Annotated in this window: 1 protein-coding gene; it reads left to right on the top strand. The window is 35.9% G+C overall.

Annotation, left to right across the window (positions count from 1 at the left end; translation table 11 throughout):
- Window positions 1-614: 614 nt before the first annotated feature.
- Window positions 615-1,496: a T7SS effector LXG polymorphic toxin gene (locus ACPYKA_RS04550; RefSeq protein WP_479541198.1), complete on the top strand. Its 882-nt coding sequence runs from the start codon at window positions 615-617 to the stop codon at window positions 1,494-1,496.
- Window positions 1,497-1,563 lie beyond the last annotated feature (67 nt).

Raw genomic sequence — 1,563 nt, 5'->3', positions numbered from 1 at the left:
AATGACGTCATCAATTATTGGGTAACATTTATTTTTTTATGAACGGAGTTGTGTGTACATGGGTATTTCTCTTAAATAGATTGCTATCTTACTTGGTTTAATTCTATTATTAACTGCTTGCAAACCATCAGATAAATATGCTGGCGAATGGTATGCATTATCAAGCGAAGGTGAAGTTAAGGTTAATTTTTCAGAGGACAAAGAATTAACAGTCAGGGATGGAAGTGATCATGAAGATAAGTATGAATTTAACCAGACGAAATCGGGATTTATTAATGAGGTAAGGTACTTCGGTCTAAAAATGAAAGGCGGGAACTATTATGTTGTGTTTGACAATAAAAAGGATGAAGATAATGCGAAGTTCATCAAACAAACGAACCATGCGAGTGATTTCGAGGATGTTGTAGGGGATGTTGTGTTTAAAATGAATCGGAATGAGTACCCCAAACAGTAGCAATATAGCCGAAATAAACTGGAGAGATCGTAATAGATTTTCAACGATCAGTTACATATATACAAAAGATGCAATGAACGATTTTAATCATAAGTTAACTGGCAATCTATTGGCCATTCACTTAAAATAGAAAAGACAAGTAAACAGGGGGGTATTCTAAATGGCGAATAAAGTGGATATGTCCGAGGTAAACGATTTTTCAAAAGATCTGCAGGAAGCTTCCGCCGATTTTCAGTCTCAGTTAGACAAGGTAATAGAAAATATTGAAACGATTAATGGCATGGATTCCTTTTCTGGAAAAGCGGCAAAGGAAGCGAAACAATATTTTGGCGAACTGCATTTAACATTATTGGATTCATTTAAAGGATTGTTTGATGACCTTGAAGAAAATTTGGAGCAGCATATCGATACATTCGAATCCGATGTCGATAGCAGCGATTCTGCCATCATTAAGAGCAATTATTTGAAGGATGTCAAGAAAGATATTAATGAAATATTTGAGGATTTGAAGAAGCAGGACGAAATCATCCATGATATAATCGGAAAAGTGAATGATATTTCTTCCGCTACTCCCCCGTCTTTTACGGATGTAGCCGAATGGAAAAAGAAGGCGGTCAAAAAAATTACAGAGCTGGATGAAGATTTATCCTCGTTCAATGGTGTAGGCGACGAAACCGATGTGAAACAGGTCATGAATCAGATTGAAGCAGTAATGAATAATGCCAAAACAAGCGAAGGGAAAGCGCGGTTTGCGGATTTTGAAGGGGCATCCCAAATGAGTGAGTTGGTGAAGTTGAAAGATTATAATGAGGATAAAAGGAAGGCAGAAGAAGAAAAGATTGAGAATCTGGATGACCAATCGAAATCCTATTTAAAGCAAGCGAAAGAGGATTACAGAAATAACAATATTGATAAAGCGACCTATGAATCCATACGTTTGGGGATTATTCAAAATGGAGCATCTTTCATAAAAAATGCTGGTGAAAATAGGCTGCCAAATTCAGTATCTGAACAAGTAATAGATGAAGTAGTGCTAGAATAATAATCGGACAACCTAAATAGAGAGATTTCCTAGTTTAGTATAATATAATTAAACTAGGGGGAATTAT

Origin of the sequence: Pseudogracilibacillus amylolyticus (SeqCode) (assembly GCF_051918545.1) — a bacterium.
In the GTDB taxonomy this organism is placed as follows: domain Bacteria; phylum Bacillota; class Bacilli; order Bacillales; family Amphibacillaceae; genus Pseudogracilibacillus.
The sequence above is the reverse complement of the archived record's forward strand: the minus strand, read 5'-3'. Positions and strand labels throughout refer to the sequence as shown.

Coding starts and splice junctions, on each gene's coding strand:
- ACPYKA_RS04550 (WP_479541198.1), top strand. CDS start 615: ATGGCGAATAAAGTGGATATGTCCGAGGTAAACGATTTTTCAAAAGAT.